Here is a 15801-nt window from a genome sequence, read left to right as displayed (position 1 = left end):
AATTTGAAGAATAGGTATCTAATCTGGTTCTGCAGTTGAGCTGAAAGATTGTTAGAAGCTGTTTCGGTTATTTTCTATCGCAAATTGAGAGGATTATGCGGCAAATATATAAAAATTATATAAGGTGTATAAAAAGTTGATATAAATTTTTCCCCGGGAATCAAAAACCATATTTTATATGGTAAAGATTGCCGGGGATCGATTATGGCATTTGGTCTTACAGATAGCGGCTGGTTTCCAGACGGTCCAATTCCAGCATTTTACCCTGCGCCCGCGTCTCCGTCTCCGGCAGGATCTCACAATTATCCCACAACCCGGTAGATAACGTCAGCGCATAGGCTTCCGGCAGTCCGGCATTGCGCATGAATTGTTGGGCGAGCAAAAAATTATATTCCACTGGGAGGAAGCGATACGCAATCGATGTCGAAAATTCCTCCAGCAGCATACACCACACCCGCGGCGTCCCGTCATTGGCGGGCATGCCGATCACACCGGCATTCAGCCAGTAATAGCCGTTGGCCGTATCGGCAAAGGGGAGTCCGCAGTGGCCGGCCAGTACCACTTCGGATTTGCATTCTTCGAAGATCTCCATTTTTTCGTTCCAGGGCGTAGAGGCAAAAACATAGCCGGCTACTTCCCGGTAACTGCCGTGCAGTACCCGCACCTTTTTCCCCGCGAAAGTAAACTGCAGCTGATCCGGCAGTTGCTGCATCCAGTCGATGGAAGCGGGGGAGAGGTGAGTCTTGGCGTAGGGATACCAGTCTTGCGAAAAGCTGTCACAGCGGGAACCGGTGCGAAAATCACAGCCGCAATGATCCGCACCGGACGCCAGTTGCAATTCCACATTACCGGCAATACAATGGATGCCCCAATCCCTGACTTTTTGGACTACGGCCTCCGGCTGGGCGCAGTAGCCGACCACATCGCCGGTGCAGATGATGCGTTCCGCCGGGATATTCATACCGGCAGCCAGTTCCTGCAATGCTTCCAAAGCCTGGAGGTTGCTATACACACCACCGAAGACTAGGAGCGGCCCGTTCAAATTTCCGATATCTTTTGTATTCATGATTTTTGCATTAGCCATTTTGGAATAAAGAAGAGAAGCACGCAGAGCAGCACACCCCACACGTTCAGCCACAACAGATCGGCGTATTTACCCTCCGACAGGATGATCTCCGACGGATACCAGCCCAGCACGAGCAGGATGCCGACGGCCAGACCGGCCAGGACGCTCAGGTAAAAACTAAGCCGCGGAGCCGGGACGCGCCAAAAGAGAAAAATGGGCGTGAGCCCGATCACCATCGTACCGCTAACGGTGGTGGCGGAAAGGATCTCCGGGTTAAGGAAAACGGGGATGGTACCGAGCACCGCCAGTACGACCATGAAGAGGCGTCCCATTCGGACGGAACGACCGATCCCCAGATCGATGGCAAACAGTTTGGCAAAGGAGGCAAAACTACTGTCAAGAGTAGAAGCGGCCGAGGTGACCATAATATAATTCATCAACAACATCATGATCACGCCGAGGGAGCGGGCCACCTGCACCGCTGCGTCCCCCTCCATGCCGGCCTGACGGGCGTAGATCCCGATAAAACTGAACAGCAGAATGAACAGCCCCCCGAAGCCGGCGGCCAGCATAAAGCTGCGCAGTGTGGTCCGTTCGTCACTGATGAAGGCACGATCGGTCATCACCGGATCGTGAAAGGGATAACTCAGCGACTGCAGCAAAGCGGCGAAGAGCAAATTGAGCCCCAGGCCCATTTCCCACTGCCCGGATTCCCAAACCGTGCGTGCCGTCAACTGATCGCTTCCGCTCAGGTTCACCAGTAGCGCGATGAGTAAAAGGCCGAACAGGACCATCTGGATCACATCCGTAAAAATGCTGCTGCTGAGGCCGCCCTTCAAAGAATAAGCCACCGTCAGCAGGGTAAAGACCACAATGGCCCAATAGTAGGAAGCCGATCCCACCGCTCCGAAATAGGTACCGATCACCATCGTATTGGACCAGATCTCATTGAACAGCCGGATGCCGATCAGCAGCGAGAACAGAATGATCGCACCCCGGCCGTAACGGGTGTTCAGAAACTGGTGGATACTGGCAAAACCGGCCCGTCGCAACCGCACCAGGATCACTCCGGCCACGGCAAACGACAGATAATAGGCCGCATAGGCCAACCCGCCCACCAGTCCGAAACTCTGCCCCAGGTTAGCGGCATTGGTGATGGATTTGGCAAAGATCCAGGAAATGATCAGACTGCCCGTCAGCACCAGTGTATTGGGACTTTTCCCCCGGTGCCGGGCCTGAAAGAAATCACGGGTGGACCGGGCCAGTGGCGACAGCAGAAAAAAGATCAGACTGGAGCCGATCACCAGGATCCATTGCCATAAGATCACATTGTCCATTTGCAAAATATTCGATCATTAAGTTGCTGCTCCGAATGGAACCCGACTGCGATGATTTCCATCGGCCGGGTCCCATTCACAGCTTAATCGCTTCCTTTAGGTAAAACCAATGATGGTGGAAGATTGTTACTGCTCCCACCAGCCCTTGCTGTTGTAATCATCACCACCGATCCGGTCTACGGCGATCTGGTAGTTGATCCCGTTCACGGCCTGTTCGCTTTCCGGGTAGGTATAGCGCACGGGGTAAAGCCCCTGATTGAGGTTATCCGGAGAGATCTCCACCGTGGGAATACCCGTGCGGCGGATATCCAGCCAGGCTTCGTAGCCGTTCAGGAACAGGGCGATCCACTTTTGGGTCAGGATCTTTTCCAGATCATCGTTTCCGTCCAGCGCAACGGCCGCTTGGGCGAGATAGGTATCCGCATCGGTAATTCCGTAGTATTCCAGGGAAGACCGGATGCCCGCCTCGTAGTGCTCGTTCGCCGATCCGCTGATCAGTCCCCGGGCGGCCGCTTCCGCCAGGACGAAATGGACTTCACTGGCTTTCAGGAATAAGGCATCCACCCCGTTTGGCTCATCCCGCAGGATACGACCGAGCAGAGAAATATTATTGAAATTGTACTGATTCTGACTCTCCCGGCTCAGCCCGTTGGGCAGTCCGTGGAAATCCGGATCACCGGCGGCCACCGAAGCCGCGGTGGGCTTGAAATAAACGGCTTCGCGGGGATCATCCAGCCGGTCGAAAATAGCTTCAATGGTGCTGCTCATGCGTACGTCCGTGTAGCGACCTTCCCGTTCGGTAAAAATGAACCACTGATTCGGCGCGGCGGACAAGTAGGAGATCAAGGCATTATCCGCATTGCTGTCGATATAAGCTCCCGCGTCAACTATAGCCTGCATGGCATTCGATACCTCCGTCTGGCTGCTGATCCGCAGGAGATAACGCAAGCGCAGGGAATTGGCGAATTTGACCCACTGGTCCAGATCACCGCCGTACATTATATCTCCCTCCACCCGATCTGAAGTGCGGCTCAGCAGATCGGCGGCTCGTTCCAGCAGATCGAGAATACCGTCCGGTGCGGTGTAGATCATTTCCTGAGTATCGAATGCCGGAGTGAAGTTTCCGTCGGATATGCCCCGGATGGCATCAAAATAGGGCACATCCGCCCAAAGATCGGTCAGCAGGGCCGCCAGGTTGGCCCGCATGACCATGGCGATCCCCCGGTAGGCTTCGTTGGACTGGTCCAGTTCCACCATGGTATTCAGATCATTGAGCAGGCGGTAGGTCGAATTCCAGAGCGGCGTATTGCTGCCGAGATTGTAGCGGTCGACGGCCAGAAACTCGATATTGGCGGTATGCTGGGCCAGTAAATTCCCGGCGTGCCAGCCCTGGAAGGAATTGTTGTTGGCCGCCTGGTACAATACATTGGAAAGCAGGAATTGCGGCGCCACCCGTTCGGGGGCATTGGTGTTGATATTCAATTCTTCCAGCTTCGTACAGGCGCCCAAAAACAGCAGGCCAAGCAGGAATATATGTTTTAACTTAGACATAATAATTTCGTTTTGTGGGTTAGATGGGGTTAAAATTTCAGACCCAGATTAAATCCGAAACTACGCGTTCCGGGATAGGCCATATCCTCCACGCCGTAGGCAAAATTCCGTCCCTGCATGGCGCTCAGTTCGGGATCGAAATGCGGATTTTCGGTGAAGATCAGCAGGTTATTTCCCACCAGTCCCACACGGATTTCTTCCACACCCCAGCTGCGGGTCAGGCTTTTCGGCAGGGTATACTGAATACCCACCTGGCGCAATTTCAGATAGGAAGCGTCGTAGAGGGCGCTTTCTTCGTTGGCGCGGTTGTAAAATTGATTGTAATATTCCGCGGCGGATACCGTAGTGGTATTGGGGACGTATTCCTGACTCTCCTCCGTGCCCTGATTGACCACGCCTTCGCCTACGATACCGGTTTCCCGGCCAGCCAGGGTGTGTTCCAGTACGCCGGAGGTACTACCGATAGCCAGCATTCGCGAAACGATCACGCCGCCCTGTCGCCAGTCGAGCAAAACATTGAGGGAGAAGTTTTTGTAACTGAAACGGTTACCCATACCCACGATAAAGTCGGGATTGTAATTGCCCAGATAACGCAGTTCGGTATCGCGGATCGGCAGGCCGTTCGCGCCGTAAATGATCTGCCCGTCCTCCGTTTTGCGGAAGCCGGTTCCGTACATGTCACCAATCCGGCCACCGTCGGGGTCGGCGATGTAGAACACGGAGTTTTCCGTGCTGGCGTATAGCCGGGTGTAGCCCGTCACGTAGCGGTCAATACCTTCCGGGAGGGCATCCACATAGCTGTTGCCCCGGGAGAAATTGACGAAGGTCTCCCAGCTGAAACTGGGCGTCCGCACCGGCACCAGGTTCAGCACTACTTCTAGTCCCTGGGAGCGGATCTTCCCGCCGTTCACGATCCGGTCGGTATACCCGCTGGCCGCAGATGCCGGCAGGGCGATGATCTGATCGCTGGCCACATTGCGATACCAGCTCAGATCCACGCCCACGCGATCGTTGAAGAACCAAAGTTCCAGCCCACCCTCGAGGGCATTGATCCGCTCGGGCCGCAGGCGGGCATTGAGCAGGGTAGCGGAGTTGGTCAGGAGGGGGAAGGCTCCGTAATTCTGATTGAAGACCAGCGTATTATTAAGTTGTAAGGGATCGGTGTCATTACCGACACTGGCCAGACTCAGCCGGGCTTTGGCGTAAGTGAGCCAGTTGGGAAGCGCCAGGAATTCCGAAAGTACCAGACTGGTAGAGGCCGAATAGTAGGCAAAAGAATTATTATCGGCGGGTAGGGTACTCGACCAGTCGTTGCGCAGGGTCAGATCCAGAAAAAAGCGATTGCGGTAATTCAGCGTGCCCATGCCGTATACGCTGTTGATCCGTTTTTGGGCATTTTCCTGAAAGACGACCAGGGGCACCTTACTGTTCCCGAAGTTGTAGATATTCGGCACCGAGAGTTGATTGGCAATCGTACTTTTGAATCCGGTCGTTTGCCGGAACTGGTAGCCGCCGATGCCGAGACTAAAATTCCAGTCACTGCCGATCTGGTCCCGGTAGGAGAGCAGCAGATCGTGATTGCTTTCCTGGTATCTCACCTCTTCTTCCTTGTAGGCGCCGTTGGGAAAACGCTGGGTGCTGAAGGCTCTCCGGGCCTGCCGCAGATCGTCGTAGGAATCGATACCGCTGCGGAACCGCAGGTTTAGTTTATCACTCAGGGCGTACTGCAGACTGATGTTGCCGAGGATCCGGTCTTTGGAAAAGCCGTTGGTATTCTCGTAGACGGAAAAATACGGATTGTCCAGCCACTGGTAATTGTACCCAAACTGCCGGAATCCCTGCTGGCCGGCCTGCCAGTAGTTGGGGGTGTTTTCCAGGTTGACCTGCCGTCCCATCCAGCTAAAGAGGTAGAACAGGTTCTCGCTGCCGTAGCCCAGCGCCGGCCGGTGGGTACTGGAAGAATTGATAAAGTTACCGAAGGCCCGGACGCTCAGCCGTTCGCTCAGCTGGTAGGAGCCGCTCAGGGAAAGGCCGTTGCGCTTCAGATCGGTATTCGGGATAATGCCCTCGTTGTCCAACCGGCTGTAGGAAACCCGAAAAGAGCCGTAGGGATTAGCGCCGCTCAGCGCGATGTTCTGGATGGAGGTCAGTCCCGTCTCGAAGAAGTTTTTGACGTTGTCCGGATGCGCGACAAACGGGGTCGCGGTGATCGGATTGCCGTCCCGCGCCAAAATATCGGCGGCTCTCACCGGCTGTCCGTTGATATCGGTGGAAGGACTATCGTACTGCGGGATGAGTTGACCGTTCAGTTCCGGACCGAAACTGACCAGACCACCATCGCCGATACCGCCGCCGAAGCCGTCTTCGTAAGCAAAGACGCCACCGGAACCCTGCCCGTAGACGTTTTGATACTGCGGGTAGGTGGATATTTGATCCACGGTTACCTGGCTATTGATACTCACACCGATCCCCTGGCCTTGGCTGCCGTCTTTAGTCTCGATCACCACCACACCGCCGGCCGCCCGGTTGCCGTAAAGTGCGGCCGCTCCGGGACCTTTCAGCACCGTGATGGACTCAATATCATCCGCACTGATCTCGGCGAAGCCGTTTCCGTAATCCACTTCCTGGAAGCCGGCTTCGGAGCCCTCCACCGGATTGGCCAGCAGTTCATTACTTACCGGGATCCCGTCGATCACAAACAACGGTTGATTACTGCCGGAAAGGGAGGTCTCGCCCCGGATCACCACCCGGGTGGAAGAGCCGATCCCCGATCCGCCGTGGGTGACCTGTACTCCGGCCACCCGCCCGGCCAGGGCATCGGCGGTGTTGGTCTGTCGGACGGTGGTAAGTTCTTCATTATCGAGTTTTTGTACCGCGTAGCCCAGGTCGCGTTTATCGCGTTTCAGGCCGAGCGCCGTGACCACGACTTCCGACAGGTCCGTCGTGGAACCATCCAGACTGATGTTGATCTGGGTGCGTCCGTCCACCGGTTCGGTGCGCGTGGCGTAGCCCACGTAGGAAAAGATCAGCGCCTCAGGAACCGCCTGGAGGGTAAGTTCGTAGCGACCTTCCGAATCAGTAGTGGTACCAAAGCTGGAACCCTGACTGCTAACATTGACAAAGGGCAGGGCCTCACCGCTGAGCTTGTCCGTAACGAGCCCGCTGAAGGTTACCTGACCCCAGCCGGCCAGCCGACTCAGCAGGCAGATCAGGAAAATTAGGAGTGTATATTTATTCATTAGACTAGGAGATTGTTTACCGTATCGTAAGCGGTAGCCCGATGGCAAGCAGGACGGTGCCGGGAGAAATGCCGCAGGCTTGTGCGTGCATATGGCATACCGCATGCAGGGACCAATGGACAACCGCCGGTGACGGATAATTGGTAGTACCCGGATCTTTGCCGTAGCGAAAGCCGGGAAAAGGTGTTAGAAAAAGAAGATCAGTGAAACTGGATATTGGACTATCCGACGGGATAGACGGGCGGGCCGCGGAGGCCACAGGCATTGGGAAATGCAAATTGAGGGAACCAGACCGGGCAGGAGACCGAAATTCTGGCGTACTGTAGGAGCTGACGTAGCTTTTTAAGCAGATCGCAGTTGGCATGCCCCCCCTGAACAACTCTTTTCAGATCCCGGGCATCATCCACATCGATCAGCATACTGCCGGCGGCCAGTTCGATCTGCAACTGGTCGGCGTATTGCCGGATGCTATCGAAGTCCTGCCCGCTCTGCCAGGGAATATTGGCGAGGGTTTGCCGGAGAAAATGTTGGCGGGAAATACCCAGGAAGTAGATACCTCCGCTGTGATCGGCTCCCGTTACGATCTTACCCCGCTGCAGTTGCTGCTGCGCATCCAGGAGGATCTGCGGTGTAAGGGCCGGGCAATCCGAACCGATGGTAATGACCTGATCGTATCCCTTGTCGAAAACATCCGCGATGGCATTAGTAAAACGCTGGCCGAAAGTACGCCCACGTTGCTGGCCTCCGCTTACCGTGAAAACCGGCAGACGGGTGCGTTTGGCCATACGCCGGGTACGCCGGATGAGCAGTTGCGCGATCTTAAGGTTTTGCGCAGCCGACAAGTGACGCCCGAACTGTTTGACGTGTGCCTCCTCCCGGGCGGTCCGGGAAAAGATGAGAATGGCGGTATGTTGCGACAGCTTCTGCAAAATGTTGGACTAGGAGATTTCGCCACCGCAACTGGAGCCGGCACCGGCGGTGCAGCCGTAGCAGTGTTGATTGAGGACAATGGATCGCTCCTGGAGCGCCTTCAGGTCAAAATCGTTGATGTGCTGACTAGCCGGAGCCGCTACCTTGAGGTCCAGCATCTGGTTGAAATCGCAATCGTAGATATACCCGTCCCAGCTGACGCTGATGGTATTCCGGCACATTAAGCCTTCGACCGTTCCGGGATTGAACGCTTCGATGAGGGTTTGCATGTAGTCCCGGTAATTATCGGATTCCAGGAGGTAATCCAGGAAACGACTGATCGGGAGATTGGTGATCGCGTACAGTTGGTTGAAGCTGATGTCATATTTGCGCTTCAACTGGCGTTTGAATTCGGCTTCCAGCGTGGCCTGTCCGGCCGGCAGAAAGGCGCCGCTCGGGTTGTAGACCAGATCGAGTAGCAGACCGGTGTCCGGCATGCCGTAGCCCGCCTCGTTGAGCTTTTTCAGGGCTGCGATCGAATCTTCGAAAACTCCGTCGCCGCGTTGACTGTCGGTACGGCTTTTACTGAAATACGGCAGACTGGAAACGACGTGTACCTGGTTTTTACGGAAAAATTCCGGTAGATCGTGGTACTTCTTGTTGGCCATGATAATGGTCAGATTACAGCGATCCATGACCTTTTTACCCAATTTGGTGCATTCCTCCACGAACCAGCGGAAGTGCTCGTTCATTTCCGGCGCTCCACCTGTGATGTCTACGGTATGAATGCTCGGTACGGAGCCGATAATTTCCAGACAGCGTTCCAGATCCCTGCGGGACATTTGCTCGTCCTTGCGATCCGGCCCGGCGTCTACGTGGCAGTGTGCGCAGGTCTGGTTGCACAGTTTTCCGATATTGATCTGGAAGATCTCCGGATCTACCGGTTGCAGGGGGCGGTACCCCAATTCTTTAACCTGCTCCGAGAATTTCGGGAATTCGGCGTCGATCATCTCTTTCCCGTTCAGTACCTGAAGCTGGAAAAAAGTGTCCGAAAGCTGATCGCCCTTGGCCCGGAGTGATTTTGTTTTTTGTTTAATACCCACTTTTTGATGATTTAGTGATTGGATGATCTGGTAATTTGGTCCTTAGCCCGACTTCTGGAGCCGAGGCGGTTCGAAACCGGGTCACATGCTCACCTTTTTCACGTGGTTCATCATCTGTACGCCGAACACCAGGGAAGAGCCGCTGCGGATGGCTGCAGCCACATGCACGGCTTCCATCATTTGTTCCTCGTCCGCTCCTTTGGTCAGGCAGGCGCTGCTGTAGGCATCAATACAGTATGGACACTGTACGGTATGGGCTACCGCCAGGGCGATAAGGGCTTTTTCCCGTTCGGTCAGGGCGCCTTCCTGAAAAACGCTGTTGTAGTAATCGAAAAACTTTTTACCCATTTCTTCCTGCCACTCGGTGATCTGTCCGAACTTTTTGAGATCACCCGGCTGGAAATAAGCATCTTGACTCATAAGTGATGGTTTTAAAAAAATGAATAGAATGGCCGCCAAAGTAGTCAAAAATGCCCGATCCTTATTAAGAATAATTATTAATCGAACCCTTGACGACAGTTAGGGGCATCGTCTTAACGTTCCGGTAAGAAATTAGTTTTGGAATATATACGAGAACCGCAGTGGTGTTGGATGATCTGCAGAAGAATTTGTTTGTAAGTTGCTGATTTACAGTTGTTAAATCAACGTATTGAGCTGCCTGGCAACCGGGATGGTCGCTGGCAGGGGGTAGGCAAATTAAGGCGTTGCCCAAGGATTGGAAGCGTTTCGGCCGGTGGATGGAAAGACCGACAGGGAGGAATGGCCGCAATGCGCAATATTCCTCCCGGCCAGTATCCGGTTCGCTCTATTCTTCCCAGACGTAGATCCGTTGCTTTTGGTAATTGATGGAAAATTTCATCCGGCTCAGAAAGGAGTAGCCGAGTAGTCCGTTGAGCACGATCCCTTCGTCGGAATGCAGTTCGGGCATGTCCGTTGCCAGGAATTTCAGTTCCTGCACATCCAGTCCTTTTACCTGCACTAATCTGGCCTCAACGGCCTTTACGCGGTTGACGGTCTGATCCAGACCCTGCACTTCTTCATCCGGCAGTGCCGTGATCTCGTCGGCCTCGAGGGCTTCGAGTACTCCACGATCCACCAGATTGGCGCAGGCGCCGGTATCCAGACCGAAACGGAATTTCTTCTTGCCGATCTTTACGGTGATGACGGGCAGATGGTCAAGCAACTGGAAGGGAATACTGTGCAGCGGCTTGCTGTTGCGGTGCAGATCGTTTTTCCCGGCGGGATAGCGCAGCACGAACTGGTCTTCGTAATTGAAGAACAATTCGTAATCCTTCAGTGCATTGAAGCCGATCATCCCTTTTAGCGGACGCTGGAAGGCGTTCTCCAAATGACTGATATCCAGGACTAAAGCGTCGAGTTTGCGTTCTTCCACGCCCGCCCAGTCAAAATCCTGGATAATGGTCTCTCCGACCTGAATCTCCTGTTTAAAGCTGGCGGCAAGCCGGGAAGGTACCTTCGGCTCGTCGTTGATCACCATCAGCGGGGCACCGGTGTCCAGGATGAAGTGCCCCGGTTGCTGCTCGATGCTGGCCTGCATAACGATCATGCCCCGAACCAGTTCGAAGGGAATGAGGTGTTCGCTTTTTTTGGGCAGTACGTGGTAGCTTTCGGCCACGGCGGCCGTGCGCAGGTAGGCGATCGAACTTTGGGCATACGTCGAGCTGCCGTTCAGAAGCACTAAGGCGACAAGGAAGAGGCCGGCAGCCAGACTGCGGCCCAGATTAGTTATGCTATAAGTTGTTTTGGTTGTATTGGTAGTCCATTTCATAATCCACACATTTCCGGTTCTACAATCAAATTCAGACCACCAGCTCCGGTTTCTGAGGAGCCGATTGGTTTTATGGGAGGTGGTTGGGCTTTTGTGTATATGTGCTGAGGTTGGTAATCGTTACTTTAATTAACGATAAATTTACAAATAAAAAACATAAGGTTAACTTTAAGTTTAAAATTAGTTTACATTAAATTAACATAAGGTTCTCGTTTAGATAAATTTAATGGGTAAGGAATTGATAGTTAGTTGCTTGTAAAAAGGCAGGAAAAAGGTCTGATTTATTGGTTCGAAATCCCTGTTGTATGTCTATCTTTGTGTCCCGTAACATTGGAAAGGCAAAATATTACCATGACGAAATACATCTTTGTTACGGGCGGCGTAACTTCATCCCTGGGAAAAGGGATCATTTCAGCATCTTTGGCCAAACTACTTCAGGCCAGAGGTTTTTCAGTAACCATTCAAAAATTCGATCCATATATCAATGTGGATCCCGGTACGCTCAACCCTTATGAGCACGGAGAATGCTATGTGACGGATGACGGGGCAGAGACCGATCTGGACCTGGGTCACTACGAGCGTTTTCTGAATATTTCCACTTCACAGGCGAATAATGTCACCACGGGACGTATCTACCAGACGGTGATCAATAAGGAACGCGCCGGCGATTATCTCGGAAAAACGGTGCAGGTGGTTCCCCACATTACCGACGAGATCAAGTACCGCGTTCAGTTGCTGGGCACTTCCAACGATTACGATATTGTGATCACGGAACTGGGCGGTACGGTCGGCGATATTGAGTCCCTACCGTATCTGGAATCTCTGCGGCAATTGCGCTGGGAACTCGGTTCGGACAACTGTCTGGTGATCCACCTGACCCTGATCCCCTATCTGCGGGCCGCTAAGGAACTGAAAACCAAACCGACGCAGCACTCCGTTAAGGAACTGCTGAACACGGGGATCCAGCCGGATATTCTGGTCTGTCGTACGGAGCATCCGATCGGCATGGACATCCGTCGGAAACTGGCGCTGTTCTGCAACGTGGACGTAGGTTCCGTGATCGAGGCGATGGATGCGGAGACGATCTACGATGTACCGCTCCTGATGCTCAAGGAAAAACTGGACACCACGGTGATCACCAAATTGCGGTTGAAGGACCGCAAGGAGCCCAATCTCAAGATCTGGAAGAACTTCCTGGGTAAACTGAAGAACCCTACGCGCGAGATCCGGATCGGACTGGTTGGTAAATACAACGAACTCCAGGATGCCTACAAATCTATCTACGAAGCCTTCGTACACGCCGGCGCGGTCAACGAATGTAAAGTGATCGTCGAACCGGTGCACTCCGAGCAACTGGAAGGCACCGACGAAGCGCTGGCCAAGCGACTTTCTGAAATGGACGGTATTCTGGTCGCTCCCGGTTTCGGGGAGCGGGGCATCGAAGGAAAGATCCGGGCCGTAAAATACGTGCGGGAGAATAACATCCCGTTCTTCGGGATCTGCCTCGGTATGCAGTGTGCAGTAGTAGAATACGCCCGGCATGTACTGGGTATCGAAAATGCAGCTTCTTCGGAAGTGGAGCCGGATACCGAGCACGCCATCATCGATCTGATGGAGGAACAGAAAGCGGTAACCAAAAAGGGCGGCACCATGCGTCTGGGAGCGTACAAGTGCGAACTCAAACGCAAATCCAGAGCCCACCAGATCTACGGTACACTGAAAATTGAAGAGCGGCACCGACACCGCTACGAATTCAATAACAAGTACCTGGCGGATATGGAAAAGGCCGGTCTGATCGCTTCCGGTATCAATCCGGAATCCGGGCTGGTGGAGATCGTGGAGATGAAAGACCATCCGTACTTTGTGGGCGTACAGTTCCATCCCGAGTTAAAAAGTAGGGTAGAGGCGCCCCATCCGCTCTTTGTGGCCTTCGTGGCCGCCTGCTCAGCGCATAAGTATGACTCAAATCACAAAAAGGAAGAAAAATAGCGGTTCTTTTGCTGCTATTTCCTCGTCAAAAGCAGGATGGTTAGCCATCCTGTTTTTGGCCATGCTTACCTGGCTGGGTCAGGATCATATCTTTTTTTGGGATACCGTTCAGTTTGCAGGGAGACATGGGCAGTGGTTTTACCATAACAACTTCGCCTCGTGCTTACTACCCGAGTCTTTGGACAGTGGGCATCCGCCGGTATTTGGCTGGTACCTCGCCCTGGTCTGGCAACTGTTCGGTAAAAGCCTGGCGGTCAGTCACTGGGCGATGTTTCCCTTTCTGGTCGGCATTGTTTGGCAACTCGTCCGACTGAGCCACTGCTGGCTTCGGCATATTTCCGCTTACTGGCTGCTTTTCATCCTGTTACTGGATCCGGTACTGCTCGGTCAGAGCGTCCTGGTAAGCCCGGACCTGGTGCTGACTTTTTTCTTTCTGCTGGCCCTGAACAGTATCTGGTACGGGCAAAGAGGATGGCTTGCTGTCGCGGCTCTGGGCCTGGCCGCCGTCAGTATGCGGGGAATGATGGTAGTGGCCGAACTGGTTCTCTACCAGTGTATTGTAGGCTGGCCGAGCCTGCGCCGATTCCGGTGGTGGGATTGGTGGCTTATCGCCCGGCCCTATCTTCCGGCAGCTTTATTCAGTGCCCTGTTCCTCTGGATCCATTACCGTCAGACGGGCTGGATCGCTTACCATCCGGATTCACCCTGGGCGCCCAGTTTTGACCGGTTGGGCCCCGCCGGTGTACTCCGTAATCTGGCGATCCTGGGATGGCGCTGGCTGGATTACGGCCGCTTACTGCTCTGGCTGCCGGCGTTTTATCTCCTGTATCGCCAACGGAAAACGATCGGTAAGTTGTTGGGCAGGCCGGTGGCAGGGGAAGCGGAACGTAAAATGCCGCAGCCAGTTGTGCTATTGTGCTGTCTGGGAATTATGCTGAGTATCAGTTTTTTAATGTACCGCGGTTTACAGGCCCACCGTTATTTGTTGCCGGTTTTTCTGACGTTCAGTTTCTGCGTGATCATTGGTCTGGATCGTCTGCCGAATGTCCGGTTGCGCCGGTTTTTCCTCGGGTTAATGCTGTTGGCCATGCTGACGGGGAATGCCTGGATCTATCCCCAGCGCATCGCTCAGGGGTGGGATGCTACCCTGGCGCACTGGCCCTACTATTCGCTGCGGGAACAAATGCTGGACTATCTGGATGCAGCGGATATCGCTCTGGAAGCAGTGGGCACGGCCTTCCCGGAGATCGGCCCGCTGAGCGATCGCGATCTTTCCGGCCGGAATTCGGGCTTTAGAGAAAAAGATCTTCAGGCTGACCGCTACATTCTTTACAGCAATGTAATGAACGATTTTTCCGATGAGGAGATCGATGGGCTACAACGCGACTGGGAAGCGGTGGCGCATTTTCAAAAATTGGGCGTTTTTATCACCCTCTACGCACGGCCCGACCGGAAGCTGTAGGGGTATCTAAGCCGATTCAGGCGACTAACTTTGCCGGCCCTGATTTTGATTATTCCCGATATTTCGTGTAATTAGGGGCCAATTCAACAATTTATAGCCAAATGCGAAAACTCAGCATGGAGGAACTGGGCCGGGCGGATATAGACGCCTTTAAAGCACAGCCCAAGACCCCACTGGTGCTCATACTGGATAATGTACGTTCGGCGCTGAACGTGGGCTCGGCATTCCGGACGGCCGATGCCTTTGCTTTGCAAAAGGTCTTCCTGTGCGGGATCACCGCCAGGCCTCCTCACCGAGAGATCCTCAAAACGGCCCTGGGCGCTACGGAATCCATGGAATGGGAATACGCGGAAGATACAGCAGCGGCCGTGCGTCGTTTGCGGGAAGACGGATACCGGGTGCTGGCCATCGAACAGGTAGAAGGCAGTACCTCGCTGGCGGAATTTCGGTGGACCGATCAGGTCCCCGTGGCGCTGGTCTTCGGCAACGAAGTGCAGGGCGTGGATGAAGCTACGCTGGCGGAGGTGGACGGTGCGCTGGAAGTCCCCCAATTCGGCACCAAACATTCGCTGAATATTTCGGTTTGTGTAGGGGTAGTCGTGTGGGAGTTGTTTCGGCAGTGGAAATATGGTAAAGACTTTCTAAATTTAGAAACTTAGAAAGTCTAAATGCTTGCAAGTCCGGCAGTTCGCATCATTTGAAATCCAACGAACCATAAACGAAAATACATGAAATACTGGCTGGTAAAATCCGAACCTTTTGAATACAGCTACGATGATCTCGTCCGCGACGGGAAGGCCATGTGGGAGGGCGTACGCAACTATGCGGCTCGTAACCACCTGCGGGAAATGAGGGTAGGGGATCTGGTCCTGTATTATCACAGTCGCAAAGGACTGGCCGTTGTCGGTATCGCCAAAGTGGTCCGGGAAGCCTATCCCGATCCCACCGCCGAAAAGGGCGACTGGTCCGTGGTGGATCTGGTACCGGTAAAGGCTTTTAACCAGCCCGTTTCGCTCAAGGCTATCAAGGCCACGCCTGCTTTGTCGGAGATCCCGCTGGTGCGTATCGGACGCCTGTCCGTGATGCCGATCCCCAAGAAAGCTTTTGATCTGATCCTGCGGATGGGGGAGACGGAGGTGTGAAATGTGTTAAAGTGTTGAGGTGTGAAAGTGTTAAGGTTGGGTGTTTGGAACCTGACCAGGTAGTTGATAGGCTTTCTTTGCTTTGGACACCTTTTTCTACATAAAGTAATGATTCCGTAAGTATGGCTAACTGGTTTCTTCGGCTATTAATGGTTTGATTATCAATTGATTTTCGGTGACCAAAATAAAAATATACAGTAACTACAACACTTCT

The 15801-nt window shown here is 53.7% G+C and carries 12 protein-coding genes; 4 read left to right on the top strand and 8 right to left on the bottom strand.

Annotation, left to right across the window (positions count from 1 at the left end; all coding sequences use genetic code 11):
* Positions 1–217: 217 nt before the first annotated feature.
* The 8 genes from CRP01_RS09405 to CRP01_RS09370 all read right to left on the bottom strand — a co-directional run bounded on the left by CRP01_RS09405 (position 218) and on the right by CRP01_RS09370 (position 10994).
* Positions 218–1066: a metallophosphoesterase family protein gene (locus CRP01_RS09405; RefSeq protein ID WP_099149776.1), complete on the bottom strand. Its 849-nt coding sequence runs from the start codon at positions 1064–1066 to the stop codon at positions 218–220.
* Positions 1063–2403 (bottom strand): SLC5/6 family protein, encoded by a 1341-nt coding sequence (locus CRP01_RS09400; RefSeq protein ID WP_099149775.1) that lies wholly within the window; start codon positions 2401–2403, stop codon positions 1063–1065. The genes CRP01_RS09405 and CRP01_RS09400 overlap by 4 nt, the downstream gene beginning before the upstream one ends.
* A 126-nt stretch (positions 2404–2529) precedes the next feature.
* Positions 2530–3954: a SusD/RagB family nutrient-binding outer membrane lipoprotein gene (locus CRP01_RS09395; RefSeq protein WP_099149774.1), complete on the bottom strand. Its 1425-nt coding sequence runs from the start codon at positions 3952–3954 to the stop codon at positions 2530–2532.
* A 29-nt stretch (positions 3955–3983) separates the two neighbouring features.
* Positions 3984–7193 (bottom strand): SusC/RagA family TonB-linked outer membrane protein, encoded by a 3210-nt coding sequence (locus CRP01_RS09390; RefSeq protein WP_099149773.1) that lies wholly within the window; start codon positions 7191–7193, stop codon positions 3984–3986.
* Between the two features lie 221 nt (positions 7194–7414).
* Positions 7415–8122 carry a TIGR04282 family arsenosugar biosynthesis glycosyltransferase gene (locus tag CRP01_RS09385; RefSeq protein ID WP_099149772.1) on the bottom strand — a complete coding sequence of 236 codons (708 nt, stop codon included), beginning with the start codon at positions 8120–8122 and terminating at the stop codon, positions 7415–7417.
* 9 nt (positions 8123–8131) lie between these two features.
* A complete protein-coding gene (arsS, locus tag CRP01_RS09380; protein WP_099149771.1) occupies positions 8132–9205 on the bottom strand; it encodes an arsenosugar biosynthesis radical SAM (seleno)protein ArsS in 1074 nt (357 codons plus the stop codon).
* Between the two features lie 81 nt (positions 9206–9286).
* Complete coding sequence (locus CRP01_RS09375) at positions 9287–9625, bottom strand: arsenosugar biosynthesis-associated peroxidase-like protein (RefSeq protein ID WP_099149770.1); 339 nt, start codon at positions 9623–9625, stop codon at positions 9287–9289.
* Between the two features lie 385 nt (positions 9626–10010).
* Positions 10011–10994: an aspartyl protease family protein gene (locus CRP01_RS09370; protein WP_099149769.1), complete on the bottom strand. Its 984-nt coding sequence runs from the start codon at positions 10992–10994 to the stop codon at positions 10011–10013.
* A 351-nt stretch (positions 10995–11345) separates the two neighbouring features.
* On the opposite strand from CRP01_RS09370, the gene CRP01_RS09365 reads away from it, so the two are divergent.
* The 4 genes from CRP01_RS09365 (at position 11346) to CRP01_RS09350 (ending at position 15587) form a co-directional block, all read left to right on the top strand.
* The gene (locus CRP01_RS09365; RefSeq protein ID WP_099149768.1) at positions 11346–12983 is read left to right on the top strand and encodes a CTP synthase; all 1638 of its coding nucleotides are present in this window, start codon (positions 11346–11348) and stop codon (positions 12981–12983) included.
* A 61-nt stretch (positions 12984–13044) separates the two neighbouring features.
* The gene (locus tag CRP01_RS09360) at positions 13045–14445 is read left to right on the top strand and encodes a hypothetical protein (RefSeq protein ID WP_099149767.1); all 1401 of its coding nucleotides are present in this window, start codon (positions 13045–13047) and stop codon (positions 14443–14445) included.
* Between the two features lie 101 nt (positions 14446–14546).
* Complete coding sequence (locus tag CRP01_RS09355; protein WP_099149766.1) at positions 14547–15104, top strand: RNA methyltransferase; 558 nt, start codon at positions 14547–14549, stop codon at positions 15102–15104.
* Between the two features lie 69 nt (positions 15105–15173).
* Positions 15174–15587, top strand: a complete 414-nt coding sequence (locus CRP01_RS09350) for an EVE domain-containing protein (RefSeq protein ID WP_099149765.1) — start codon at positions 15174–15176, stop codon at positions 15585–15587.
* Positions 15588–15801: the final 214 nt, after the last annotated feature.

The sequence above is a fragment of the Flavilitoribacter nigricans DSM 23189 = NBRC 102662 genome, from assembly GCF_002646595.1.
In the GTDB taxonomy this organism is placed as follows: domain Bacteria; phylum Bacteroidota; class Bacteroidia; order Chitinophagales; family Saprospiraceae; genus Flavilitoribacter; species Flavilitoribacter nigricans.
Note: the sequence above shows the minus strand (reverse complement) of the source record. Positions and strands in the feature narration are given on the sequence as shown.

What these genes read in the sequence shown, in the direction of transcription:
- CRP01_RS09405 (WP_099149776.1), bottom strand. Translation starts at nt 1,066, where the DNA reads ATGAATACAAAAGATATCGGAAATTTGAACGGGCCGCTCCTAGTCTTC.
- CRP01_RS09400 (WP_099149775.1), bottom strand. Translation starts at nt 2,403, where the DNA reads ATGGACAATGTGATCTTATGGCAATGGATCCTGGTGATCGGCTCCAGT.
- CRP01_RS09395 (WP_099149774.1), bottom strand. Translation starts at nt 3,954, where the DNA reads ATGTCTAAGTTAAAACATATATTCCTGCTTGGCCTGCTGTTTTTGGGC.
- CRP01_RS09390 (WP_099149773.1), bottom strand. Translation starts at nt 7,193, where the DNA reads ATGAATAAATATACACTCCTAATTTTCCTGATCTGCCTGCTGAGTCGG.
- CRP01_RS09375 (WP_099149770.1), bottom strand. Translation starts at nt 9,625, where the DNA reads ATGAGTCAAGATGCTTATTTCCAGCCGGGTGATCTCAAAAAGTTCGGA.
- CRP01_RS09370 (WP_099149769.1), bottom strand. Translation starts at nt 10,994, where the DNA reads ATGAAATGGACTACCAATACAACCAAAACAACTTATAGCATAACTAAT.
- CRP01_RS09365 (WP_099149768.1), top strand. Translation starts at nt 11,346, where the DNA reads ATGACGAAATACATCTTTGTTACGGGCGGCGTAACTTCATCCCTGGGA.
- CRP01_RS09360 (WP_099149767.1), top strand. Translation starts at nt 13,045, where the DNA reads ATGCTTACCTGGCTGGGTCAGGATCATATCTTTTTTTGGGATACCGTT.
- CRP01_RS09355 (WP_099149766.1), top strand. Translation starts at nt 14,547, where the DNA reads ATGCGAAAACTCAGCATGGAGGAACTGGGCCGGGCGGATATAGACGCC.
- CRP01_RS09350 (WP_099149765.1), top strand. Translation starts at nt 15,174, where the DNA reads ATGAAATACTGGCTGGTAAAATCCGAACCTTTTGAATACAGCTACGAT.